The 24,934-nt window shown below is 58.4% G+C and carries 21 protein-coding genes; 10 read left to right on the top strand and 11 right to left on the bottom strand.

Annotation, left to right across the window (positions count from 1 at the left end):
* Positions 1-486 precede the first annotated feature (486 nt).
* Positions 487-2,106: a GMC family oxidoreductase gene (locus tag ACR0E2_RS20020; protein ID WP_480447667.1), complete on the top strand. Its 1,620-nt coding sequence runs from the start codon at positions 487-489 to the stop codon at positions 2,104-2,106.
* Between the two features lie 5 nt (positions 2,107-2,111).
* On the opposite strand, the gene ACR0E2_RS20025 is transcribed toward ACR0E2_RS20020, so the two are convergent.
* Positions 2,112-2,957, bottom strand: coding sequence for an SDR family oxidoreductase (locus tag ACR0E2_RS20025; protein WP_480447668.1), 846 nt, complete (start codon positions 2,955-2,957; stop codon positions 2,112-2,114).
* An 88-nt stretch (positions 2,958-3,045) separates the two neighbouring features.
* On the opposite strand from ACR0E2_RS20025, the gene ACR0E2_RS20030 reads away from it, so the two are divergent.
* Positions 3,046-3,678 carry a class I SAM-dependent DNA methyltransferase gene (locus tag ACR0E2_RS20030; protein ID WP_480447669.1) on the top strand — a complete coding sequence of 211 codons (633 nt, stop codon included), beginning with the start codon at positions 3,046-3,048 and terminating at the stop codon, positions 3,676-3,678.
* A gap of 52 nt (positions 3,679-3,730) precedes the next feature.
* On the opposite strand, the gene ACR0E2_RS20035 is transcribed toward ACR0E2_RS20030, so the two are convergent.
* On the bottom strand, positions 3,731-4,486 hold the full coding sequence (locus ACR0E2_RS20035) for a class II aldolase and adducin N-terminal domain-containing protein (RefSeq protein ID WP_480447670.1): 756 nt from the start codon (positions 4,484-4,486) through the stop codon (positions 3,731-3,733).
* A 112-nt stretch (positions 4,487-4,598) separates the two neighbouring features.
* Here ACR0E2_RS20035 and ACR0E2_RS20040 point away from each other — a divergent pair, with 112 nt between their 5' ends.
* The 5 genes from ACR0E2_RS20040 to ACR0E2_RS20060 all read left to right on the top strand — a co-directional run bounded on the left by ACR0E2_RS20040 (position 4,599) and on the right by ACR0E2_RS20060 (position 10,073).
* Positions 4,599-5,468, top strand: a complete 870-nt coding sequence (locus ACR0E2_RS20040; protein WP_171640531.1) for a LysR substrate-binding domain-containing protein — start codon at positions 4,599-4,601, stop codon at positions 5,466-5,468.
* A 108-nt stretch (positions 5,469-5,576) separates the two neighbouring features.
* The gene (gene ade / locus ACR0E2_RS20045; RefSeq protein WP_480447671.1) at positions 5,577-7,379 is read left to right on the top strand and encodes an adenine deaminase; all 1,803 of its coding nucleotides are present in this window, start codon (positions 5,577-5,579) and stop codon (positions 7,377-7,379) included.
* Positions 7,376-8,839 (top strand): AMP nucleosidase, encoded by a 1,464-nt coding sequence (locus ACR0E2_RS20050; RefSeq protein WP_224858400.1) that lies wholly within the window; start codon positions 7,376-7,378, stop codon positions 8,837-8,839. The genes ade and ACR0E2_RS20050 overlap by 4 nt, the downstream gene beginning before the upstream one ends.
* A gap of 130 nt (positions 8,840-8,969) precedes the next feature.
* Positions 8,970-9,257 (top strand): HU family DNA-binding protein, encoded by a 288-nt coding sequence (locus ACR0E2_RS20055; protein WP_117871130.1) that lies wholly within the window; start codon positions 8,970-8,972, stop codon positions 9,255-9,257.
* 327 nt (positions 9,258-9,584) lie between these two features.
* On the top strand, positions 9,585-10,073 hold the full coding sequence (locus tag ACR0E2_RS20060) for a CHAP domain-containing protein (protein ID WP_480447672.1): 489 nt from the start codon (positions 9,585-9,587) through the stop codon (positions 10,071-10,073).
* A gap of 201 nt (positions 10,074-10,274) precedes the next feature.
* Here the strand turns inward: ACR0E2_RS20060 and ACR0E2_RS20065 are convergent, their stop codons facing one another.
* Positions 10,275-11,471: a BCCT family transporter gene (locus ACR0E2_RS20065; protein ID WP_480447689.1), complete on the bottom strand. Its 1,197-nt coding sequence runs from the start codon at positions 11,469-11,471 to the stop codon at positions 10,275-10,277.
* A gap of 182 nt (positions 11,472-11,653) precedes the next feature.
* On the opposite strand from ACR0E2_RS20065, the gene ACR0E2_RS20070 reads away from it, so the two are divergent.
* The gene (locus tag ACR0E2_RS20070) at positions 11,654-12,541 is read left to right on the top strand and encodes a DMT family transporter (protein ID WP_480447673.1); all 888 of its coding nucleotides are present in this window, start codon (positions 11,654-11,656) and stop codon (positions 12,539-12,541) included.
* Here the strand turns inward: ACR0E2_RS20070 and ACR0E2_RS20075 are convergent.
* Positions 12,517-13,038 carry a glutathione peroxidase gene (locus ACR0E2_RS20075; protein ID WP_480447674.1) on the bottom strand — a complete coding sequence of 174 codons (522 nt, stop codon included), beginning with the start codon at positions 13,036-13,038 and terminating at the stop codon, positions 12,517-12,519. The two genes, ACR0E2_RS20070 and ACR0E2_RS20075, sit on opposite strands and share 25 nt — an antisense overlap.
* A 145-nt stretch (positions 13,039-13,183) precedes the next feature.
* On the opposite strand from ACR0E2_RS20075, the gene msrB reads away from it, so the two are divergent.
* Together msrB and msrA are read left to right on the top strand one after the other, a co-directional pair.
* Positions 13,184-13,630, top strand: a complete 447-nt coding sequence (msrB, locus tag ACR0E2_RS20080) for a peptide-methionine (R)-S-oxide reductase MsrB (protein ID WP_170345953.1) — start codon at positions 13,184-13,186, stop codon at positions 13,628-13,630.
* Positions 13,630-14,142, top strand: a complete 513-nt coding sequence (msrA, locus tag ACR0E2_RS20085) for a peptide-methionine (S)-S-oxide reductase MsrA (protein ID WP_152459670.1) — start codon at positions 13,630-13,632, stop codon at positions 14,140-14,142. Before msrB ends, msrA begins: the two co-directional genes overlap by 1 nt.
* Before the next feature lie 39 nt (positions 14,143-14,181).
* Here the strand turns inward: msrA and ACR0E2_RS20090 are convergent, their stop codons facing one another.
* From ACR0E2_RS20090 to ACR0E2_RS20120, 7 genes are all read right to left on the bottom strand, one after another.
* Positions 14,182-16,185 carry a hydantoinase/oxoprolinase family protein gene (locus ACR0E2_RS20090; protein WP_480447675.1) on the bottom strand — a complete coding sequence of 668 codons (2,004 nt, stop codon included), beginning with the start codon at positions 16,183-16,185 and terminating at the stop codon, positions 14,182-14,184.
* Positions 16,186-16,257: 72 nt separating this feature from the next.
* Positions 16,258-17,295, bottom strand: coding sequence for a tRNA epoxyqueuosine(34) reductase QueG (gene queG / locus ACR0E2_RS20095; protein WP_480447676.1), 1,038 nt, complete (start codon positions 17,293-17,295; stop codon positions 16,258-16,260).
* A gap of 75 nt (positions 17,296-17,370) precedes the next feature.
* Positions 17,371-18,036 (bottom strand): FtsZ-binding protein FzlA, encoded by a 666-nt coding sequence (gene fzlA, locus ACR0E2_RS20100; RefSeq protein WP_152459944.1) that lies wholly within the window; start codon positions 18,034-18,036, stop codon positions 17,371-17,373.
* A gap of 58 nt (positions 18,037-18,094) precedes the next feature.
* Positions 18,095-18,829, bottom strand: coding sequence for a monofunctional biosynthetic peptidoglycan transglycosylase (gene mtgA / locus ACR0E2_RS20105; RefSeq protein ID WP_171640519.1), 735 nt, complete (start codon positions 18,827-18,829; stop codon positions 18,095-18,097).
* 39 nt (positions 18,830-18,868) lie between these two features.
* Positions 18,869-19,783 carry a Hint domain-containing protein gene (locus ACR0E2_RS20110; protein ID WP_480447677.1) on the bottom strand — a complete coding sequence of 305 codons (915 nt, stop codon included), beginning with the start codon at positions 19,781-19,783 and terminating at the stop codon, positions 18,869-18,871.
* A gap of 180 nt (positions 19,784-19,963) precedes the next feature.
* Complete coding sequence (gene gltB / locus ACR0E2_RS20115) at positions 19,964-24,496, bottom strand: glutamate synthase large subunit (protein WP_480447678.1); 4,533 nt, start codon at positions 24,494-24,496, stop codon at positions 19,964-19,966.
* The gene (locus ACR0E2_RS20120) at positions 24,493-24,930 is read right to left on the bottom strand and encodes a GFA family protein (RefSeq protein WP_480447679.1); all 438 of its coding nucleotides are present in this window, start codon (positions 24,928-24,930) and stop codon (positions 24,493-24,495) included. The genes gltB and ACR0E2_RS20120 overlap by 4 nt, the downstream gene beginning before the upstream one ends.
* Between the last annotated feature and the right edge of the window lie 4 nt (positions 24,931-24,934).

Below are 24,934 nucleotides of genomic sequence, written 5' to 3' on the forward strand. Positions count from 1 at the left end.
CTAAATCCTAACCTCAGATGCCCCCGGTCTCTCCCGAGTGTAACCGCCGCTTCCGCCGCGTCCCAGCGCCTCAGCAGCGCCGGTGAAGGGGTATTTACGGATTAGGTCTGAGACCTGCAACCCCCATTTTCAAAAAACTTTGCATTTTGCGTCGTTTTCTTGTGTTTGTTAACCAAAACAATAAGTTACCTTAACAAATCAAGAACTCCATGCCGCCTGGAACGTGCGGATATCCCAAGAAGGAACCACAAAACTTGCCCTTGCGGGGGAATCGAGAGGTTCGGCAGACAGAAACGACCTGCAAAACCTTTTTGCACCTTTCGTGCAGCCCGGACCTGACCATCAAGAAAAGGTTGGGTTACGCAAAAAACTGACTTTGGGTCACAGTTGTTTTTTTGCTCCGTTAACGCACTCTCACCGGGAAGGTGGTAACCCTGCCCGACCAGTCAAGAAAACGAAATCGTCGCAAGAGGTGCGCAAGACAGCATGGAATTCGACTATATCATCGTAGGCGGCGGTTCGGCCGGTTCTGTTCTGGCCAACCGCCTGAGCGAAGATCCATCCACAAATGTCTGCCTGCTTGAAGCAGGTGGCGGTGGGAAAAGCCTTTTCGTTAGAATGCCTGCCGCTGTTGTGACCGCACTTCCCGGGCGTCCAAGGATCAACAACTGGGCCTTTGAAACGGTCCCGCAGCCTGGTCTGAACGGGCGCAGAGGATATCAACCGCGCGGCAAGGCACTGGGCGGCTCGAGCGCGATCAACGCGATGTTGTATGTAAGAGGTCAGCGGCAGGACTATGATGGCTGGGCCGATCTGGGCTGCGACGGCTGGGACTGGGACAGCGTATTGCCGTATTTCAAACGGGCCGAGAACAATGAGCTTGGCGCAGACAGCGTGCATGGTGACAGCGGGCCGTTGCAGGTTTCACGCCAAAAAGAGCCTCGTCCAATCACCCATGCGTTCATTCAAGCCGCACAGCAGCTGCAACACCGCCATACCGAAGATTTCAACCGGGGTGATAACGAAGGCGTCGGTCTGTATCAGGTTACCCAGTTTCACGACCCGGCAAAGAATGGGGAACGGTGTTCTGCGGCGGCTGGTTACCTTTTTCCAGTTTCCGACCGCCCAAACCTGACGGTCATCACGCATGCACATGCCAGCAGGCTGCGCTTTGAGGGTAGGCGCGCAACGGGCGTTGTTTACCGGGTGAAGGGCAAGGGCGCAGACATCACCATCCGGGCGAAGCGCGAAGTCCTGCTGTGCGCTGGTTCTTTGAAAACACCGCAATTGCTTCAGGTTTCAGGTGTTGGCGCAAAAAGCGACCTTGAACCGCACGGAATCGCGGTTCACCACGAACTGCCTGGCGTGGGACGGAACTTGCAGGATCATCTGGATTTCGCGTTGATCTTCAAGACCACAGACACCGACAATTTTGGTATAGGCCCTGCGGGGGCAGCGCGGTTGTTGCGACATATTCGAAGATGGAGCAAGACGGGCGTCTCGATGGCGGCTACGCCATTTGCCGAAGGCGCAGCGTTTCTGAAAACCACCCCCGATCTGGAGCGTCCCGACATTCAGCTGCATTTCACCATCGCAATGGTCGATGATCATGCCCGCAAGCTGCATTACGGGTACGGGTACAGTTGCCATGTTTGCAAGCTGCGGCCGGAAAGTCGGGGGACCGTAGGCCTGAACAGCGCAGACCCCACGGCGGCGGCCGCCATCGATCCGGCGTTTCTGTCAGACAAACGCGATCTGGAAACCATGATCAAAGGCGCGCGAATGGCGCAGGATGTCCTCAACGCGCCAGCTTTGGCCAAGTACCGGCACAAAGAACTGTTCGGCACCGATACCGCCCAGACCGATCAGGATTGGGAGAAGCACATCCGCGCCCGCGCCGACACGATCTATCACCCCGTGGGCACCTGCAAAATGGGCGTGGACGAAATGGCGGTCGTCGACCCCCAGCTTCGCGTGCGCGGGCTTGAAGGCCTGCGGGTCGTCGATGCCTCGGTGATGCCGACATTGGTGTCGGGCAATACAAACGCACCCACCATCATGATAGCCGAAAAAGCGGCGGACATGATCAAAGCGGCGGCGATGTAAGGACGCTACTTGCCTTTCATCAGGGCTTCCAGCCCGACACGGTAATTGGGATAGATCAGATCAATACCCAGTTCTTCTTTGATCCGGTCGTTTCGAACCCGCTTGTTTTCGTTGTAGAAACTGCGCGCCATCGGCGTCAGATCGGCGTCGTCGAACCGGACCGCAGGAGGCAGGGGCAAACCCTGCAACTCGGCTGCGTATCCTATGACATCCTGCGGCGGGACCGGTTCGTCGTCACATACATTGTAGATGCTTCCCGGATTCGGCTTCATCATCGAGGCTTCCAAGATCTGCGCGATGTCTTCCACATGAATGCGCGAAAACACCTGCCCCGGTTTGATAATACGCCGCAATCCACCACGCTTGAGCTTGGAAAACGGACCGCGCCCCGGCCCGTAGATACCCGCCAGGCGGAAGACATGAACAGGCAGGCCCGGAATGGCTGACCATTGCTCTTCGGCCAGCATACGCCATCTTCCGCGCTTGGCGGTCGGTGTGGGGGGCGTGTCCTCATCCACCCAGCCACCCTGGTGGTCGCCATAGACGGCCGTTGTCGACAAGTAGCCCACCCATTCGAACTGACTGGACCGCTTGGCAATTTCATCGCCCAGCGCCGCCAGCACAGGATCACCCGCTTCATCTGGCGCCGTCGAGATCAGCAAATGGGTCACCCCATCAAGGTTCGGTGCATCACCCGGCCAGATCAGCGGTTCGGCGCCAGAGGCCCGGATTGCACCCGTCCCTTCACGGTCTCGCGTCGTGCCGACAATTTTCCAGCCCTTCGGGGCAAGGTTTCGGGACAGGGCCTGGGCAGAATAGCCATGGCCGAATGAAAAGAGCGTCTTGGTCATGCCCCTTTGATGATCTGCGTCGTACCGGGATGCAAGCGCCGCATGGACGCACTTGAATCGAATCTTCGATTGCGCCTTTCTGTTGGTCATGAGCAAAAAAACACCTGACCTGCATTCGGCCTATGCGCTGAGTTCTCCGGACGAGAACAGACAGCTCTATGCGGAATGGGCCGGAGATTATGATGACGGTTTCGCCGCGCGCGAAGATTATCAGCTTCACACCCACACGGCGCGGGCATTTGTCGGCGCGGGTGGTCAGGGGCCCGTTCTGGATGTCGGGGCAGGAACCGGCCTGTGCGGCGCGGTGCTGTCGGCGCTTGGCGTCGGACCCATTGATGCAACCGATATCAGCGCCGAGATGCTGGATCAGGCGATGCGCAAGGACATTTACCGGGACGCGATCGAGGCTGATCTGACACAGGGCATCCCCGTTCCGCGCCACAGCTATTCCGGCATAGTTTCATCCGGGACGTTCACACATGGTCATTTAGGCCCCGAGGTGTTGCCCGCGCTGTTACGCGTGGCGCGGCACGGGGCACAGTTTGCCCTTTCGATCAATGCGCGCCATTTCAAGGAACTGGGTTTTGCTGACGCTTTCCGTGATTTGGAACAGGATCAGATTCGCAACCTGACCCTGCCCGAAGTCCGCATATACGGGGATCTCGCGGCTGGCCCCAACAAGGGTGACACCGCTTTGATCGCTTTGTTTGAACGGGTTTGAGTCCGGTTATTCGGATACAATCAGGCCACCCGCCTCGACCTTGCGCTTTGCCTCAGGTCGCGTAGTCCGAACTTTCGGAATCAAGGATCGCTTTGATCTCACGCAGGTGCGCTTCGGCCTGATCGGGATAGTCATCCAGCTCTTGCGCTGTTTTTTCGGCAATCTCATCCGACAAGACACGCAGGGGCAGCCCGGTCTGCAAGGCACGAATGTAGGTTTCGGCCGCGCGTTCGAAATAATACAGCCTGTTGAAGGCATCCGCAGGGTCGCTGCCGATGACCAGAACACCGTGATTGCCCATGATCATGACCTTCTTGCTGGGATCGGACAGCATCCCGGCGCAGCGTTCACCCTCACTTTCAAAGGCCAGACCTCCGAATTCTTCATCTACCACGTAGCGGTTGTAAAAGGTCGCCGTGTTCTGATCGATCGGCGGCAATGAACTGTCGGCCAAAGCCGCCAGAACAGTCGCAAAGATCGAATGCACATGCATGACGCAACGCGCATGCGGGCAGTGGCGGTGGATTGAACCGTGCAGCCCCCAGGCCGTCGGGTCCGGCGCGCCAGGTTGTTCCATCACATTCGGGTCATTGGCATCCAGCAACAATAGATCCGAGGCACGAATGCGCGCGAAGTGCACCTGATTGGGGTTCATCAGAAACTGCGTGCCGTCATCATTCACCGCCAGGCTGAAATGGTTGGCAACCGCCTCATGCATGTTCAGCCGGGCCGTCCAGCGGAATGTGGCGGCCATATCCACGCGCTCGGACCAATGGTCGATATTGGGACGAAGACTGGTGAGGCTCATGCTTGGCTCCTTTCGCGGCTGGTCGTGGCCAAACCTGCATGGGGCCCGGCAGTTTGACCAACGAAAAAAACGCAACTATCCCATTAGCTGAACTTATGCCGAGGTTATGTAGATGCAGAACTCGCTTCCTCCGCTGGGCTGGTTGCGCACTTTCGAAGCCGCCGCACGCCATCTCTCGTTTACCGGCGCGGCACGAGACCTGAACATGACGCAAAGCGCCGTCAGCCAGCAGATTAAATCTCTGGAAGGGCATCTGGGGCAGCCGCTGTTTCTGCGCCGCCCCAAAGCTCTGGAACTGACCGAGGCCGGAATCACCTATCTGCCAGTTGTGCGAGAGGCATTCCGGACACTGATGCGCGGAACCCGGGCGGTTACCGGCGCGCAACCAAACGCGGTTCAAGTGCAATGCAACATCAGCTTTGCCGTCAATTGGCTGGCCCCGCGCCTGCCGGCATTTCGGGCGGAACATCCACATGTTCAATTGAACGTCTTCACCGAGCTTTGGGAACCGCGCGAAATGGCCGAAGGCGCAGCGGTCGAGATTCGGTTCTCGCTTCGTCCGTCCGACACGGTCCGAACTGAAATTCTGCGCACCGAACACTATTATCCGGTCTGCGCACCAGACTATCCGGTATGCTTGGAAAACCTTCAGGAACAGCCGCTTTTCGACTGCTCCAACCTGCTGTCCAACTGGCCAAACTGGGCGGAAGATCAGGGTCTGAATTGGGAAAACCCGCCGATAACCTACGCGACGACCTATCTGGTTTGCCTGTCAGCGGTCATGGCTGGCGGTGGTCTTTGCCTGGCACATGACACGATCGCCAGTCATCTGATCAAGCGCGGTCAGCTGGTCGCGCCGTTCAAGCACCGTGCGCGAATGCCCGAGTCCTACTATCTGCTGCTGTCGCCGCAGGCCGAGGACACACCCGGCGCCGTGGCCTTTGCCAACTGGGTGCGGCGTGAGATCGGGTCTGAGGTGTAAAGGGAAACGCGCGCGCCAGAACCGAAAGACGTGCCCAACATGTATGAGGAATCCCCAAGACCGAAGAACCGGGGTTGCACCCGCTGACGCATTCGTGAAAGTTGAGTCATGGAATACACACCTTTCCCAAGCTGGCCCGATGTCGCCCCCAAATTGATCGCAGTTGCAGCCGGACGCGAGGCGGCGGACATGGTCATTCAGGGCGGAACCTGGGTGAACGTACACAGCCGCGAATTGCTGCCGGATCATTCTGTGGCGATTGCTGCCGGGCGCATAGCATTCGTCGGACCGGATGCCTCGCATTGCGTGGGGCCGGATACGGAAATCATCGAAGCACAAGGGCGCTACATTCTGCCCGGCTTGTGTGATGCGCATATGCATATCGAATCCGGGATGCTCACCCCAGCCGAATTCGCCCGTGCCGTCATCCCGCATGGAACCACCAGCATGTTCACCGATCCGCATGAGATCGCCAATGTACTGGGTCTGGACGGCGTGCGCATGATGCATGACGAAGCCATGATGCAACCGGTCAATATTTTCACTCAGATGCCATCCTGCGCGCCATCCGCACCGGGGTTGGAGACGACGGGCTATGAAATCACGCCCGAAGACGTGGCCGAGGCGATGAACTGGCCAGGTATCATCGGACTGGGTGAGATGATGAATTTCCCGGGCGTGATCCACGGCGACCCCAAGATGCTGGCCGAGATTGCAGCCACTCAACGGGCCGGGAAAACGGTCGGAGGGCACTATGCTTCGCCCGATTTGGGGCCTGATTTTGCGGCTTACGTGGCGGGTGGCCCGGCGGATGATCACGAAGGCACGTGCGAGGCCGACGCCATTGCACGGGTTCGGCAGGGGATGCGCTCGATGATGCGTCTGGGGTCGGCCTGGTATGATGTGGAAAGCCAGATTACGGCCGTGACAGAAAAAGGGCTGGATCCGCGCAACTTCATTCTGTGCACGGATGACTGTCATTCCGGCACATTGGTGAATGACGGGCATATGAACCGCGTCGTGCGCCATGCCATTGCTTGCGGATGCGACCCCCTGGTCGCGCTGCAAATGGCGACGATCAACACGGCAACGCATTTCGGGCTGGAACGCGAGATCGGGTCCATCACTCCGGGGCGGCGGGCGGATATCATCCTCAGCTCGGATCTGACCGAACTGCCGGTTGAGATGGTGATAGCCCGCGGGCAGGTTGTCGCGGAAAACGGTGCAATCAAAGTGGATTGTCCACATCTCAATTGGCCCGAAAAATCGCGCAATACCGTTCATCTGGGGCATGCGCTGACGTCGGCCGATTTTGAGATCAAGGCACCGGAAGGAGCCAACAAAGTTCAGGCCAACGTCATCGGCGTGGTGGAAAACCAGGCCCCGACCAAGGCATTGAAGGCCGAATTGCCGATCATTGGCGGGCTGGTCGAGGGCGAAGGCGAAGTGTGCCAGATCGCGCTGGTCGAGCGGCACCAGGCCACCGGGGGCGTCACCAACGCTTTTGTTTCGGGCTTTGGCTATCAGGGAAAGATGGCCATGGCCTCGACCGTGGCGCATGACAGTCATCACATGATCGTCGTGGGTACGGACCGGGATCAGATGGCGCTTGCCGCCAACCGTCTGGCCGAAGTGGGCGGTGGCATCACCTTGTTCCGTGACGGGCAGGAACTGGCACTGGTCGAGCTGCCCATCGCGGGCCTGATGTCCGACAGCCCCGCCGCCGAAGTCGCGGCCAAGGCCGACAGGATGGTGCAGGCGATGCAGGACTGCGGCTGTCATCTGAACAACGCGTACATGCAGCATTCATTGCTGGCGCTGGTCGTGATTCCCGAGCTTCGAATATCGGATCTGGGGTTGGTCGACGTACGCACATTCGAAAAAATAGAACTTCTGGAACCATTGGCATGACCACACTCCTGACACCGCAAGCACCCGCGCCAGAACAGTTTACCGATCCCGCCGCCGCCGTTGCACGGTTGGAAGAGCTGTATGTGCAGGCCACCGATTTCCTGTGCGACAGCTTTGCGAACGCCATGGAAAATGGGGCGCCTGCCGCGCGATTCAGAGCCTATTATCCGGAAATTCGCATCAAGACCTCGACCTATTCCCAAGTCGACAGCCGCCTGAGCTTTGGTCATGTGTCTGAACCTGGTGTTCATGCCACGACGGTGACGCGTCCGGATCTGTTCAGATCCTACCTGACCCAACAGATCGCCCTGTTGATCAAGAACCATGGTCAGCCTGTAACAATTGCGGCGTCGGACACGCCGATTCCGGTGCATTTTGCCGTGGCAAACAATCCCGATCTGGTCGTGCCTCATCAGGGTGCAGCCGACTTCACCTTACGCGATGTGTTTGATGTTCCGGACCTGACAACCACCAATGATGACATCGTCAATGGCGTGCATGACCATGAAGATGCCGTTGGACCCTTGTCCCTTTTCACCGCCCAGCGCGTGGATTATTCGCTTGCCAGATTGGCGCACTACACCGCCACCGACGCTGGTCACTTTCAGAATCACGTGCTGTTTACGAACTACCAGTTCTATGTCTCGGAATTCGAGAACTACGCCCGAGAACAACTGGCGGACCCTGCCAGCGGCTATACCAGCTTTGTTTCAACCGGCAATGCCGAGATCACGGACCCAAAGGCACCTATCGAACAACCGCTGAAACTGCCGCAAATGCCGACCTATCACCTGAAGCGCAAAGATGGTTCGGGGATTACGTTGGTGAACATCGGTGTTGGCCCATCCAATGCAAAAACCGCCACCGACCATATTGCCGTTCTGCGCCCGCACGCGTGGCTGATGGTTGGCCATTGCGCCGGGTTGCGCAATACGCAGGCATTGGGCGATTTCGTTCTGGCCCACGCCTATCTGCGCGAAGACAAGGTTCTGGATGACGATCTGCCCGTCTGGGTGCCGATCCCGCCTCTGGCCGAAGTTCAGGTGGCGCTGGAACACGCCGTGGCCGAGGTGACGAAACTGGAAGGGTATGAGCTGAAACGGATCATGCGGACCGGCACCGTGGCTTCGGTCGACAACCGAAACTGGGAACTGCGCGATCAGTCCGGCCCGGTCCAGCGACTCAGCCAATCCCGGGCAATCGCGCTGGATATGGAAAGTGCCACCATTGCCGCAAACGGCTATCGGTTCCGCGTTCCGTACGGCACTTTGCTGTGCGTGTCGGACAAACCCCTGCACGGAGAATTGAAGCTGCCAGGCATGGCGTCTTCGTTCTATACCACTCAGGTCAGCCGACATCTGGCCATCGGCATCAAGGCGATGGAGCATCTGCGCGGCATGCCGTTGGAGCGTTTGCACAGCCGGAAACTGCGCTCCTTCGACGAAACGGCCTTCCTCTGACGCAAAAAAGCAACGTTTTCCCCATATTTTTAGGGGTTTCAGCGCTACTATTCGTTGTGTTTGGCCACAATATCCCGTTACAGTTACGCGGTGAGGCCCTATAGATCGGGCACGTTAAGGAGACCAAGAAATGGCAAAGCCTATGACAAAGACTCAGCTGGTTGCTGCTCTCGCTGAGGAAATGGGAACCGACAAGAAATCCGCAAACTCCGCGCTGGAGGCCATCACCGGCCTGATTACCCGCGAAGTTTCGGCCGGTGGCGCAGTGACCCTGCCCGGCGTCGGCAAAATCTACTGCCGCGAGCGGCCCGAGCGTCAGGTCCGTAACCCGGCCACTGGTGAAACCTTCACCAAAGAGGCCGACAAGGTTGTGAAAATGACCATCGCCAAAGCGCTGAAAGACAGCGTGAACGGCTGATTTCAGCTTTTCAGGACAAAGATAAAGGGCCGCCTTCGGGGGGCCCTTTTTCTATCGTCTTGAATTTGTTGTGTCTGCCGGGTTTGAACCCGCTTCGCACAGCATGTTTCAGCCCGGATATTCGCCACCCAAGTGAAAATGCGCCCTCACGGTCAGAGAACTGGCAAAATCTTGCCGTGCGTTGACGGGCCTCTTTTCAAAGCTTGTCCGATCACCTTACACCTTCGTCAATCTTCGAACCGGCAATGAAGTATCTTGCAAAACAGCGTCTGTAGAAAGAAAACGACTTGGCCGCGCTTGTCTGGCAGCACCCGTTCCGCGATTGCGGTGGGTCTTATCACTCTTGTCTCTGCCTGCGCGCAAAGCACCACCAATGAGAATCTCGACCCTGAACGTCAGTTGATGGCGCTGCAAGAGGTCTCGAAAAAGCGGGCCAGAGGGCAAAGAGTATGGTGCGTGCCCTACGCCCGAGACCTCAGCGGTATTGAAATTCGCGGCAACGCGAAGGACTGGTGGGGAAGGGCGCAGCAAGTGTTCGAGCGCGGCAAGGAACCGGTTGTTGGTGCGGTTATGTCGTTTCGGGCGACCCGCGGAATGCCCCTGGGCCATGTGGCTGTCGTATCCGATATCGTCACCGACCGAGAAGTAATCGTGAATCATGCCAACTGGCACCGAAACAAGGTGTCGTTGAAGATGGGCGTCAAGGATGTCTCAAAAAACAATGACTGGACCTTGGTTCGGGTTGAAAGTCAACCGGGCCGCTACGGCAATCCCTACCCGGTAAACGGGTTCATCTATCCGGCGGTTGACGACTAGCCTTGCCCAACTTCATTTCACGGGCGGGTTGATCGCTGCGCGGGCAACATTCCTTTTGATCCTGCCGTAAAGACAGCCGCCGCCCAAGTTGGGATGTCGCGTGGTTGAAAAGCCCGCAGATTGTCCAAAGCTGCGATATTGTCGGTAAAAATAGAAACGGGCACCAGAGGCGCCCGTTTCTGTTCCGTGTCTCTGGTCCGGTCAGTGGACCGTTTCAACCTTGTGGAAGTCCAGATCACGATCTTCTGGCATCGAGTCGATGCTCAATACCTCCTGGCGTTTGGTGATCAGGATATAGACGACACAAGCCAGATACAGTCCAACCACGACCGCTCCGATCCACTGGATTTGCAGCCACTGGCTTTGGAACAGCAGGGTCAGGACAAATAGCAGTGCGACGTTGCCAGCCACATAGATCGCCTTTCCGAACCGCTCGGCGGTCAGGTTCAGGTTGTCTGTGTACAGACGGATCAGCGAGTCCAGAGAGTTGATCACGAACGTAACACCCACGATCACCATCGCAATGTTGGTGATGCCCGCGGTGCTGATGCCGTTCTGGTGGTAATAGTAAAGAACGGTGAACCAGATCCCCAGCGGGATCGACGGGAAGATCAACAGCGCCGCCAGCAACTGCCACGTGGTCAGACCACCCACAAAGCGCGACGTAAACTGTCCGATCATGATCGACCATGCGAACCACCAGAACAGGTAGAACGCGTGATAGTCGGTCAATGGCAGGACAAACTTGTGCAGGTTGGCGAAATAGGCGCCGATATTGCTGCCGGTTTCCACGAACCCGGTCACGCCCATACCTGCGGCTGCCCACATGCCCAGAATCAGGGCAAGGAACAGAAAGGTCGAACCGACGGACAGGATGCGAACGTATTTCAGATCGGTCGAGGAATAGGCCGCCGCCAGAATGACGACAAACACTATGATGTAGAAGGTGGTGACGACGGATTCGCCATCGCCGACCTCGGGCAGATAGCCGGGCAAGTAGATCAGGAACAGGCTGGCGGTGAAGGCGCATGTGCCGATGATCACCACGTTGTTGATCAGCTTGACCAGCGGGATCTCAAAGAACTTCACGCGGGGTTCGATCACGCAGAAGTAGAAAGCCGTCAGGAAGTAGAAGGCCCAGATCAGAAAACCCCAGAATCCGAATTCGATCGCCAGCGGGTTGGCAAAGGCATAGGCCGGGTCCTCGGCGTATCCTCCGAATTCGGTCAGTGGAAACATGATCAGGCCGACATCCAGGCCGGATGTGAACAGAATCGCGATGAAAGTGAACAGATGAACCGGTGTCACGCCGACACAGCGCAGGTTCCACCATTTCACGACGAAGAAAGCGACCAGCCCCAATGCCAGCAGGACGCCGAACGATAGAATGTACTCCAGAAGCACCGACAAACCTCCCTTGATATGTCAGGTCCTGCCGCCGATATCTTTAATTGGCCAGTCAATCAATATAAACATGCGCAAGGCTTTTCTTGCATCACGCATGTGTCTTTTTTGACGCGCACCGCTTGCGGCCGATCCCAAAATCAGGAACAGTCCGCGCAAAGTGACAGGGGGTCTCCATGGATCTGCGCGCCATAGCCATGGGGCTGACATTTGCCCTGATCTGGTCATCTGCCTTTACCTCAGCGCGTATTATCGTGGCGGATGCGTCCCCTCTGTTTTCGCTGGCCTTGAGGTTTCTGATCTCCGGTGTTCTGGGAGTCATGATTGCCCGCGCGATGGGGCAAAGCTGGCACCTGACCCGAAACCAATGGCGCGCAACGATATTGTTCGGGATCTGCCAGAATGCCCTTTATTTGGGTCTAAATTTCTATGCGATGCAAACGGTCGAGGCTTCGGTCGCGGCCATAATCGCATCCACCATGCCCTTGTTGGTGGCGCTGGCGGGGTGGTTGATTTTCGGCGAAAAGCTGCGGCCACTGGGTGTTTTGGGTCTGTTCGCCGGTTTCGCCGGAGTCGCCCTTATCATGAGCAGCCGGATCAGCGCGGGCGTTGATATGTTCGGGGTCGCGCTTTGCGGTTTGGGTGCTCTTGCCTTGACCTTTGCAACCTTGGCCGTTCGCGGTGCAACATCCGGCGGGAACTTCATGATGGTCGTTGGCTTGCAGATGTTGGTTGGTTCAGCCGCGCTGTTTGCGGCTGCTCCGGTCTTTGAAACCATCTACATCCACCCGACGCTGCCACTGGCGCTGGCCTTTAACTACACGACTCTTTTCCCCGGATTGCTGGCGACACTGATCTGGTTCCTGCTGTTGGACCGAATCGGAGCCGTTCGAGCCGCCACCTTCCACTTTTTGAACCCTGTGTTTGGCGTCACCATCGCGGCGATCCTGCTGGGCGAGAAGCTCGGCGCCATGGATGCGGTTGGCGTCGCGGTTACAACCCTTGGCATTCTTGCGGTTCAGCTTTCACGCCAGCCCGTTCAGGGCAGCAAAGCCTCGACCTGAGACAGCAGTTTGCGGGAATCGGGTTTTACATTTGACCCGAAAGTCGCCGCGACTTCACCCTCAGGATCGATCAGGATTTTGTTGAAGTTCCACTTGGGCGTGAACCCGGTCTGCGCGGCAACGGCCTTATAAAACGGGTGGGCGTCAGCCCCTTTGACCGGAGTGATATCCGTCATCGGTAAAGTCAGCCCATAGTTCATCTCGCAGAACTGTTTCACCTCTTCCGCGGACCCAAGTTCCTGATTGAACGAATCCGACGGAACCGCAAGAACGACCAGCCCCTTGCCGGAATAGGCCTCATGCACCTTTTGCAGAGACTTGTATTGCCCGGTAAACCCGCATTGTGACGCGGTGTTGACCACCAGGATGGGTTGGCCGCGCCACTCTTCGATGGCCAATGTGCCTCCGTCGATCGAGTCGAACTCACCGGTCAGCGGTGCCGCCTGAACAGCGCGGCCCAGCAAGATCAGGGCAGTCAAAAGCAGCAATCTCATCATGTCTTGTCCTCCCTTTCATTCAGATACGTGTGACTCTGTTGTTCAGATCACTTGCACGACTGCGAGAGCGGTTTGAAATATCGCTTTGCTTTCCACCCCGCAGCCCCCAGATAATGGCGCAAACACTTTTTCAGCCGGAGGATCCATGACTCGCTATACCAAAGACCCCACGGCCATTGCTGCGCTTTCACCCGAAGAGTTTCACGTCACCCAGCGCAGTGGTACAGAACGTCCGGGCACCGGGAAATACCTGAACAACAAGGAACCGGGCATTTATGTGGATATCGTATCAGGTGAACCGCTGTTTGCCTCGACCCACAAATACGAATCCGGATGTGGTTGGCCCAGTTTCACCAAGCCGATCGTGCACGAACATGTCGAAGAGTTCCGCGATACCACGCATGGCATGATCCGGACCGAGGTTCGCTCGAAACACGGCGACAGCCATCTGGGGCATGTCTTCCCGGACGGTCCGCGTGAACATGGCGGTTTGCGGTACTGCATCAACTCTGCCTCTCTTCGGTTCATTCATCGGGATGAGATGGAAGCCGAAGGGTATGGCGAATACCTGATTCATGTGGAGGATATCTGATGACCGAGCAACGCGCTGTACTGGCCGGGGGCTGCTTCTGGGGGATGCAGGACCTGATCCGCAAACTGCCGGGCGTGTCGCGTACGCGTGTCGGCTATACCGGCGGTGACGTGCCCAACGCGACCTATCGCAATCACGGCACCCACGCGGAAGGGATCGAGATCTGGTTCGATCCGTCTCGGATCAGCTATCGCGACCTGCTGGAATTCTTCTTTCAGATCCATGACCCGACCACGGTCAACCGTCAGGGCAACGATATCGGCATGAGCTATCGATCCGCGATCTACTACGTGGACGACACCCAGAAACAGGTGGCCCTGGACACCATCGCCGACGTGAATGCCAGCGGCTTGTGGCCCGGAAAAGTCGTGACCGAGGTCGAACCTGTCGGAGAGTTCTGGGAAGCTGAACCAGAGCATCAGGATTATCTGGAGCGGATTCCGAACGGCTATACCTGCCACTTCCCGCGTCAGGATTGGGTCCTGCCCAAACGCTCAAGCGCAGCAGAATAAAGCACCACCTGCCCGGCCCCTCTGAAGCTTTCAGGGGGGCTAGCCTGCGGCCACCCGTGGACGTCCGCTTGCCTCGACCGTGATCAGGGCCTCGACAAATACATCCTTTGCCTCGACTCGCGCGGTTTTGATGTCACGATCCACGATCACGCGAATGTCTTCTGCGCCGGCTTCTCGTACTGCGCCCTCTGCTTCGGACATTAGTACCTTTTCCAACAGGGCCAGAGCGTCCTCTGACGCGGCGAAATCCTTCGGGCCATCCTCCAGATGCACACGATATCGCCCTTCCGCCGGGGATGTGACCGTGCCCGAGCGACGCAAGGTCAGCCGCCCCACGACAGCACCAATCGCATTGGCCACGCCCGCATGTTCCGGCAGGATCATCCGGCAATGCAACCGCTCACCTACGGCAGGGTAGTAACTGGGGGCCGACGCCCCAAGGCCTACCACATCCACATTCAAAGCAGCACTCAGCGACAGCAACCCACGGTGTTGTGCCAACCCGCGCTGTGTCAGCACATGACGCGCCAAGTCTTGCGAAGGCAAACCAAAACCAACCTGTTCTTCCTCAAAAGCAGCCTCTAACAAGGTCAAACTGGTCTGTTCCGTCAATTGATCCACGATCATCTGGGCCAGCGCTTCGGGAGAGTTTGCCAACATATCCCCTGACCCGACCCGTTTGCGTGCCATCAGTTCCAATGCCTTGCGTGCCGCATCGACATCCCAGGCACGAACCCTCCCCAACACGTGGCTGGCATCAGATGGCGTAACCCCAGACACCTGGATGATTCCGCGATCGACCAGGCGCATCAGCGCCCCGTTCTCCATCCGCGACCGCAGCAAGGCGCTCAGGGGCAGAACGCGATCTCCCAGCCTCTCCAGCAGGCTTTCTTCCCGCGCGCCGACTCCTTCGGCATGGATGCCGAGCACGCGGCGGGCAAAACGCGTATCATGCTCGCCCACGGTCGTGGCCCGCAATTGTTCATCCAGTACGGAATGCACAACATCGGGCGCTTCTGATGCAATCAGCGAAACGGGCAACACGCGACGCGGGCCCAGGAACACACCGCCCCGCAACCCTTCGGTCGCAACATGCACCTGACTGTCGCCGCCCAGACCGTGGGTTCGCATCGCCACGGCTTCGACCATGGTGCGAAACCCACCCACCTGCGCCCCGGCCGGGTCGATCGCGGGCTTTCCGTCCCGGATAAGTGCCACATCAGTGGTCGTTCCCCCGATGTCCGAGACCAGCGCATTGTCCGCTCCGGTAAGCCATCGCGCCCCGACGATAGAAGCCGCAGGTCCGCTCAGGATAGTCTCGATCGGCCGTTCCCGGGCCTGTTCCGCGCTCATCAGGGCGCCATCGCCGCGCACCACCATCATCGGCGCCGAAATTCCCAGCGCATGCAGCTGATCCTGTGCACGCCCGATCAATCGGTCGATCATCCCGATCAGCCGCGCATTCAGCACAGCCGTCACCGCGCGTTTCGGACCATTGAGCTTGGCGGACAAGTGATGCGAACAGGTCACCGGCGCCCCGGTTCTTTCCGAGATTATGCGCGCCGCTTCCAACTCATGCGCCGGGTTGCGGGTGGCGAACTGAGCAGCAACCGCAAAGCCGGAAATCCCCTTATGCGAATCCAAAAAGGCCTCAAGCGCTGCGGCATCCAAGGCGGCAGCCTGCCCACCGGAATAGGTATGCCCCCCTGCAATCACCAGGGCCGGATCGCCCTTCAGCGCCTCTTTCAGCCCGTGTTTTTCAAGATCACTGTCCTTGAACCCGATATAGATCAACGCGACACGGCCACCCTGCCCCTCGACCAGAGCATTCGTGGCCAGCGTCGTCGACAATGACGCCATCGAGATCTGATCCGGCGTAACCTGCGCCTCTGCCAGCACAGACGAGATCGCCTTGCCCACACCAATCGCCAGATCCGCCCGGGTGGTCAGCGACTTGGCCGAGGCGATGACCTCTTTCTCATCCCTGATCAGCACCGCGTCGGTATAGGTCCCGCCCGTATCTACCCCCAAAGACAACGTCATCGGGTCCTCCTGTCTGTTCGCTGCGGATGGGTTTAGCGGTTATGCACGACACGTCCAGCCTGTTTGCGGCAATTATGACAGTTGTTCCACCGCCCAGCGCGCCGCCTCTGCCACGGTCTCATCCGGGTCTTCCAACAGACGCTGAGCCACTGGTTTCAGTTTCGGCTGTCCCGAGTTTCCAATGGCATACAGAACATTGCGCACGAACCGGTCCCGGCCGATTCGTTTGATCGGCGAGCCGGAAAACTTTGCACGAAAAGCGGTATCGTCCAGCGCCGCCAGTTCTTCCAAACCGGGCGATTTCAGATCGTCCCGGGCGGCATAGCGCATATCGCTCGCTGCGACGGCAAACTTGTTCCATGGACAGGCCGCCAGACAATCGTCGCAGCCATAGATCCGATTGCCCAACTTACCGCGCAGCTCATGGTCCACCGGGCCTTTATGCTCGATGGTCAGGTATGAAATGCACCGCCGTGCGTCCAGTTGATACGGGGCCGGAAACGCATCGGTCGGGCAACTGTCCAGACAGGCGCGGCACGACCCGCAATGATCGATCTCTGAATTGTCCGCCGGCAGGTCCAGAGTAGTGAAAACAGAGCCTATAAAGGCCCAGTTTCCCCATTCTCGGCTCACAAGATTGGTGTGCTTGCCCTGCCACCCAAGTCCGGCGGCATATCCCAGCGCCTTCTCGGGAACCGGAGCGGTATCGACAAATACTTTCACCTCGCCTCCGGCTTCGGCAATCAGCCATCGCGCCAACCGCTTCAGCCGCTTCTTGACCAGATCATGATAGTCCTTGTTCTGCGCATAGACCGAGATCGCACCACGATCCGGGTGATTCAGGATCTCCGTCGGGTCATGTTCCGGTGTATAGCTTTCGGCCAACATGACCACCGATTGCGCCTCGGGCCAAAGAGCGGCAGGATCGCCACGCCAATGCGTGCGCTCGGCCATCCATCCCATTTGCCCGTGGTACCCGGCGTCCAGATATGCCCGCAATCGTTTCGGCACCTGTGGAACATCCCAGGGGCGGCACACGCGACAGGCAACAAACCCCTCTGCCTGGGCTTGTTGCACCAGCTTTTCCTTAAGATCCGATCCGCTCTTCATCTGGCCAAAATATCCTCGGGGGGAATCGCGCCCATGGCGCGATGGGGGGCAGACAGCCCCCCCTTGCGCACCCTATCAGAAATCCAGATCAGCGTAATGGGGCGGCGGTCGGAACCCTGGCACCTGATCCGCCAGAATCGACCGAAATGCCGGTCGAGACTTGATCTTGGCGTACCAGTCCTTGACCACCTGGCTTCGGTTCCAGTCCACGTCCGAGATGTAGTCCAGCGAAGACAGATGCGCCGCCGCCGCAAAATCCGCCAATGTCATCTGATCCCCGGCCAACCAACGGCGGTGATCCAGCAGCCACGCCATGTAATCCAGATGGTATTTGATCGCCTTGGCACCCTGTTTGACATTCTTGCTGTCCGGATACCCCTGTCCCGTGACCTTTTTGTTCACTCGCTCATACAACAGCTTCGATGTCACCTCGTGGTGAAACTTGTCGTCGAACCAACCGACCAGCCGTCGCACTTCAAACCTGGCTTCGGGGGTTTTCGGCATCAAAGCTGGCTCAGGACGGGTTTCTTCGATGTATTCGCAGATCGCCGCGCTTTCCGACATGATCTGCCCGTCCAGACGCAACACGGGTACTTTTCCTGCCGGGTTGCGCCGCAGAAAATCAGGATCCTGTTCCCAGTATCGCTCTTCTACCAGCTCAACCTCGATCTTCTTCTCCGCCAGCGACAGACGGACCTTGCGACAATACGGAGAGAGGGGAACGTGAAACAGACGCGCCATGGACTTCCATTCGAACCAGTGAATACCCGACAGATTTAGCCTTGGCAGATAGCGGGTTTCAATCCTCGAAACAATCCGCGCGACCATCTGCGCGGATGGTGGCCGCCCCATCGAGGATCGAAGCCGCCCGTCTGCGGGTGCGCGCAGTCGGATCCGTGACCGACCGGTTGCGCGGGGACGGCAGGATTGCGGCAATCCGCGCCGCTTGAACCGAAGTCAGCTTTGCCGCGCTGGTGTTGAAATAGCGTTGCGCGGCGGCTTCCACCCCGAACACGCCATTTCCCGTTTCGGCGACATTCAGATACACCTCAAGAATACGCTGTTTGCTCCAGAATATTTCAACCACCGGCGTGATCGAGGTTTCCAATGCCTTGCGCACCCAGCTGCGGCCCTGCCAGAGGAACACGTTCTTCACCACCTGTTGCGTGATGGTCGAGGCACCACGATTGCCGCCATCCTCAAGCGCATCGCGGATGGCTTCGACGTCAAAGCCCCAATGCAGGCAGAAATTTGCGTCCTCGGCTGCAACAACTGATCTTGCCATGATCGGTGCCATGTCTTCGATCGGGACCCATTCGCGTTCAACCTTTCCCAGCCGGCGCCATTCCGACCAGATGGTGTGGGTGACAGGAGGGTTCACCACCGAATAAATCAGGACCAGAGCAACCACGAGGCCCAAAACCGCCATGATCGCTCGCGTTACCCAGCGGCGGATCTGCCGCGCCACTGGTTCCTTCTTTCTGGATGCCTTGCGTTTTTTTCCGCCGGATTTGCGGGCTGCTTTCTTCGCCATGTCTCAGCTATACGACGCAAGGTTCCGGTTTGAAACGGCCTAAATCGCGAAAGCGCGCGCCTCGCGTGGATGAACGATCGGGCGCGCGGTTTTCAGCGACATCGGATCAAGCCCGGTCAACTCGGGAAACAAGTGCAGCACTTCGCTTTGCGTTTCCCGATCCGAAGCCGACAAAGCGTGCCCGGGATAATAGCTTTCGCTTTTTGCTCCGTTGGCGAAAACAATCTCATGCTGTTTGAACAACAGGTGGAAATATTCAACCTCACCGCCCTCGACCCGTTTCACAGTGTCATCGTTGACCAGAGTATGCGCCGGAACCAGCGCTTCGGTATGGCCGAACAAATAGGACGCCTGCCAGTCTTCGATCAGCATCCGGTGCTGCGGTGAAACCAGCAAGGGGCGATCCAGACCAAACACCCCGGCATCGAAACGGATTGGGGCCAGTTTGCCTTCGGCTGCGACGGTTGTACATCCGACCCAAATCAAGGGTTGTGGTCCGTGATCCACCGTGATGACCAGATCACCAGCCTTCAAATCCTCAACCGCGCGTTCACCTTCCGGTGTGGCGATCATGGTCCCGGTCGTAAAGCACGGCGGCCCAAGGTTACCGACATTCAGCGGGCCTGACGTGTTAACAAAAGTGGTCGACACCAGCGTTCCGGGCTGCAGAACCTGGCCGTCTGTGGGGGTGAAAGCCCGAGACCCATCGGCCAGGTAGAACGTGGTTCCTGTATAGGTCACGTTCCCAACGCCTGACACGTTGATCGTTACAGTATCGCCTGGCCAGGAATTTGTAACGTCTTGACCGTTGACCGTGTCACCACTGGGCGCGTCAATAAGATTGTCATCATTCGCATCAGTCAGGGTGAAATTGCTGACCGCGACGGCCGTTCCCGCTGGTGGCGGGCTTGCGGGATCAAAGGTGAAGAACTGATCGCGATATGTCGTTGGCATACTGTTGCCCCTACTCTGTCACCATTAGAAACCGAAACAGGCAATGGCTATCACTACAAGGTGAAAAAAGCATGGCGAAATTCGGAAGAACAGGCAAGAATCCCACCGAAACCGCACAAAAACTGTGGCCCCGCGTGCTGCAAATGGCACGCGGGGCCGGTTTTTTGGTGGAATTTCGGCTTACTCCGCCGGAACTGCCGTGGCTTCTTCGCTCAGCGGGTGGCTGAGTTTGTTGAGCATTTCTTTGGGACAAACCTGTAAGAAGTTGCCCTTTTCCACATCCCAATGCTGGAGAATATCCGCAGCCTTGCGGCTGTAAGTCTCCTCGGCGTGACGCGTGATCAGGGCTTTCAATTGATCCACCCAATGGTCCACGGTGACCGGGCAGGTCACAAGCGTTTCCTTGTTCATCAACGCTTCGGCCTTGCCTTCAGGATCATACAGATATGCCATGCCACCGGTCATCCCGGCACCGAAATTGGCCCCGATATCACCAAGAATCACGGCCACACCGCCGGTCATGTACTCACACCCGTTCGAGCCACATCCTTCAACCACAACTTTGGCGCCCGAGTTGCGCACGGCAAACCGTTCACCCGCGCGGCCGGCCGCAAACAGATGGCCGTCAGTTGCACCGTAGAGAACCGTGTTGCCGATGATTGTGTTGTCGTCTGCCTTCAGCGGGCTGACCTGCGGCGGGCGCACAACGATCGTGCCGCCAGACAGGCCCTTGCCAACATAGTCATTGGCATCCCCCGAAACTTCCAGCTTCAGACCCGGGGCAGCGAAAGCCCCCAGAGACTGACCCGCCGAACCCTGGAGTTTCACGTGCAGGTGGTCATCCTGGAACGTGTTCCGCATGCCGAAATTCTGCACAATGTGGCTGGAAATACGGGTTCCGACGGTGCGGTGCGTGTTCTGGATGGCATATGACAACTGCATCTTCTCGCCGTCCTTCAGGAACCGTGCCGCATCGCGCACGATCTCGGCATCCAGCGTGTCGGGCACGGCGTTGCGGTCCTTGTCGCGATTGTACACGATGTTATGCGCACCATCGACGGTGATCAGCAGCGGGTTGAGATCCAGATCGTCCAAATGTGCCGAACCCCGGCTAACCTGCGCCAGCAGATCGGCCCGACCGATGATTTCATCCACGGAACGCGCGCCAAGGCTGGCCAGCAGCTCGCGCACTTCCTGCGCGTAGAAGGTGATCAGATTCACCACCTTGTCCGCGTTGCCGGTGAACTTGGCACGCAGCGATTCATCCTGCGTGCAAACGCCGACGGGGCAGGTGTTCGACTGGCATTGACGCACCATGATACAGCCCATCGCGATCAGGGCGGCGGTGCCGATGCCGTATTCCTCGGCCCCCATCATCGCCGCCATGACGATGTCGCGCCCGGTGCGCAGGCCGCCATCGGTGCGCAGAGTCACCCGGTCGCGCAGGTTGTTCATCGCCAGAACCTGATGCGCCTCGGTCAGGCCCATCTCCCAAGGCAGACCAGCATATTTGATGCTGGTCGCGGGTGAGGCACCCGTACCGCCATTGTGACCCGAAATCAGGATAATATCCGCTTTCGCCTTGGCCACACCGGCTGCAATCGTGCCAACGCCCGAGGACGCCACCAGTTTCACCGTCACCTTGCAGCGCGGGTTGATCTGTTTCAGGTCATAGATCAGCTGCGCCAGATCCTCGATCGAGTAGATGTCATGATGCGGCGGGGGAGAAATCAGCGTAACGCCCTTGGTGGAATGCCGCAAACGCGCGATCAGGTCGGTGACCTTCATGCCCGGCAGCTGACCGCCCTCGCCCGGTTTCGCACCTTGGGCAACCTTGATTTCCAGCTCTTCGCACTGGTTCAGGTATTCGGCGGTCACACCGAACCGGCCCGAGGCCACCTGTTTGATCTTGGCCGAGGGGTTGTCGCCATTTGGCTCCGGCACGAAGTGTGCAGGATCTTCACCACCTTCACCCGAGTCGGATTTCGCCCCGATCCGGTTCATGGCCACGTTCAGCGTCTTGTGCGCCTCGGGGCTGAGCGCGCCCAGTGACATGCCCGGCGTGACGAAACGCTTGCGGATTGAGGTGATCGATTCCACCTCTTCAATCGGCACAGGTTTGCCCAATGGTTTGAAATCCATCAGGTCGCGCAGATGGATCGGCGGGTTCGATTGCATCTTGGCAGAATACTGTTTCCACAGCTCATAGGACGCCTTGTTGCACGCCATCTGCATCATATGCATCGAGGTCGCTTCCCACGCATGGGTTTCACCCGATTGCCGCGCCTTGTAGAAACCACCGATCGGCAACACGTCCAGACCACTGTTCCAGCCCTTGGCGTGGATTTCTTCGGCCTTTGCCTGAATACCGGTGACGCCGATGCCGGAAATACGGCTGGTCATACCCGGGAAGTACTCGGCGACCATCGCGCGGCTCAGGCCTACAGCCTCGAAATTCAGACCTCCACGATAAGACGAGATCACCGAAATACCCATCTTGGCCATGATTTTCAACAGGCCCTGGTCGATGGCTTCGCGGTAGCGCGCAACATTTTCGGTCAGGGTGCCGTCCAGCAGCCCACGATCGATGCGATCGGCCAGCGAGTCTTCGGCCAAATAGGCGTTCACAACGGTCGCGCCACAGCCGATCAGAACCGCAAAGTAATGCGGATCGACACATTCAGCCGAGCGTACGTTCAAGGAACAGAACGTCCGCAGGCCCTGACGGGTCAGGTGTGAGTGCACTGCGCTGGTGGCAAGGATCATCGGCATCGCCACACGATCTTCACCCGAGTTCATGTCGGTCAGCACCAGATGCCCGGCGCCAGACCGGACAGCCTCTTCAGCTTCGGCTCTGACTCGGGCCAAAGCCGCGCTCAGCGCACCCTGACCCGGCTCAAAGCTGCAATCGATCTCGGCCAGCGGAGCATTCAGGTTCCCAACCAGTTCATCCCATTGCGCGTTTCCGACAAACGGGCTTTCCAGAACGATGATCTCGGTCTGGCTGCTGTCCTCATCCAGCACGTTCTTCAGGTTCCCGAACCGGGTTTTCAAGGACATGACGCGGTATTCGCGCAAACTGTCGATCGGCGGGTTGGTGACCTGAGAGAAATTCTGCCGGAAGAAATGGCTGAGCGGGCGGTATTGCTTGGACAGAACCGCCGAGGGCGTATCGTCACCCATGGACGCCAGCGCCTCTTTGCCATCTTCGGCCATGGGCGCAAGAATCTGTTCCAGCTCTTCGACCGAATAGCCTGCCGCGATCTGGCGTTTGCGCAGATCTTCGCCCGAGAATATCGGCTTTTCGGTCACACCTGCCAGCGCCTCGTCCAGATCGTTGATCTTGCCGACCCACTCGCCAAACGGCAATGCGCTCGCCAGCTTGTTCTTGATCTGGGTGTCGCGATACAGCTTGCCCTTTTTCATGTCGACGGCCAGCATCTGGCCCGGACCCAGCGCGCCTTTTTCGGTCACTGTGGACTCATCAATCGGCACCATGCCGGCCTCGGATCCTGCAATGACAAGACCATCGCCAGTCACGACGTAACGCATCGGACGCAGGCCGTTGCGGTCCAGTCCAGCACAGACCCAGCGGCCATCCGTCATGGCCAGCGCGGCTGGGCCGTCCCACGGCTCCATCACTGAGTTGCAGTAGGAATACATGTCGCGCCACGCCTGCGGCAGTTCCACCGCTTGCTTGGACCAGCTTTCCGGAACCAGCATGGTTTTCGCCATCGGGGCCGAGCGACCTGCGCGCACCAGAACCTCAAAAACCGAGTCCAATGCGGCCGAATCCGACGATCCTCCGGCGATGATCGGTTTGATATCCTCGGCATAATCCCCAAACGTCGAGGACGCCATGCGGATCTCGTGGCTTTTCATCCAGTTGATGTTGCCTTTCAGCGTGTTGATCTCACCATTATGCGCCAGCATGCGGAAGGGCTGCGCCAGCCACCATTGCGGGAAAGTGTTGGTGGAATAGCGCTGGTGATAGATGGCGAAGGCGGATTCAAACCGTTCGTCCATCAGATCGGGATAGAAGACGGCAACCTGCTCGGCCAGCATCATGCCCTTGTAGATGATCGAACGGCAGGACAGCGACGCCAGGTACAGCCCGGAAATACCGGCAGCTGAGGCGGCCTTTTCAATACGGCGACGAATGACATAGAGCTCGCGCTCGAAGGTCTCTTCGTCCACACCTTTGGAATTCGAGATCAGGATCTGCTCGATCTCGGGCCGGGTGGCGTTGGCTTTTTCACCCAGACAGGTGACATCGACCGGCACGTGACGCCAGCCATAGATGTAATAGCCCATGCGCAGAACTTCGCTTTCCACGATGGTCCGGCACTGTTCCTGTGCGCCAAAGTCGGTGCGCGGCAGGAAAACCTGACCGACGGCGATCAGTTCGTCCAATTTGGGCTCGTGGCCTGTGCGCCTGATCTGATCGTAGAAAAACGAGACCGGAATCTGCACGTGAATGCCCGCGCCATCACCGGTCTTGCCGTCAGCATCAACCGCGCCGCGGTGCCAGATCGCCTTGAGAGCGTCGATACCGGCGTCCACAACCTTGCGCGACGCTTTCCCATCCACGGACACAACGAGACCCACACCGCAGGAAGAATGCTCTTCTTCCTCGGAATAGAGACCATTTTCAGCCATCCATTTGCGCTTGGCTTCTTCGGCCCGCACCCAATCGGCATCATATTTGGTCATTGGCTGTCTCCTTCGTCAGAGGGGGCGTACATGGCTTCGACCTCGGCTTTGGTCATCTGCCGGCGTTCGCCTGCGAACGCGTAGCCCTGGGGCTTATTGTCGATATAAAGTTCAAGTTTCAGCGGGTTGCCTGCGGCGTTGTCAAACAGACCTGCCGCCATTTGCGTCTGGCCGTGCATCTCGCCCGGAAGCGTGATCCGATACCAAAGCGCCGAGCCGCAATCGGCGCAAAAGGCGCGCTCGGCCCAGTCAGAGGAAGTGAAGGTTTTGACCGGGCCAAGCGCGGCATAGCCTTCTTCGGCCTGAAACGTCACCAGCATGGAACTGGTCCAGCGCCGGCACTGGTCGCAATGGCAGGCCCCCAGCGCATCCCGCGCCGGAGTTGCCGTCACCGTGACCGCGCCACACATGCATTGGCCTTGCAATTCAGGCATTTCG

The sequence above is a fragment of the Ruegeria sp. A4 genome (genome assembly GCF_056543025.1).